Genomic DNA, 413 nt, shown 5'->3' with positions numbered 1-413 from the left:
CGGGCCGAGTGCTGCTGCAAGCTGGCCGACGTGCCGATAACGCTCTGGTGGCGCCGACACGGCCTGACCATCCCGTCCGACGGCGCCGCCCTCTGGCGAACCCTCCGCCCGCAGAACCTGGTCATCACCGTCGGCTTCGCCCCCACCCTCCCGTCCTCGCGATCTTGCACTTTCTGACGCCGAATCGCGGCTGATGCGCCTTTCGTCGGGACAGTAACTGCAAGATCGCGGGGGTGGGGGCGGGGTTAGATGAGGTTCCAGGTGAGGGGGGTCCCTCGGGGGACGTCGGTGGTGAAGGTGCGGCCGAGGACCCGGTCGATCTCCACCGGGGGCAGGCCGCCGGCTGGGCGGATCGAGCGGACGTTGTGCGCGGTCACCGGGTCACCGGCCCGGACGTCCTCGACCACGAAGAG

1 protein-coding gene is annotated in these 413 nt (G+C 70.2%); it reads right to left on the bottom strand.

Annotated elements, in window-relative coordinates; all coding sequences use genetic code 11:
• Window positions 1–245: 245 nt before the first annotated feature.
• A partial coding sequence (locus tag KBX53_RS35880) for an SAF domain-containing protein (RefSeq protein ID WP_247676670.1) occupies window positions 246–413 on the bottom strand: 168 nt, incomplete at its 5' end.

This window comes from Micromonospora sp. M51 (assembly GCF_018070305.1).
GTDB lineage: Bacteria > Actinomycetota > Actinomycetes > Mycobacteriales > Micromonosporaceae > Micromonospora > Micromonospora parva.
The sequence above is the reverse complement of the archived record's forward strand: the minus strand, read 5'-3'. Positions and strand labels throughout refer to the sequence as shown.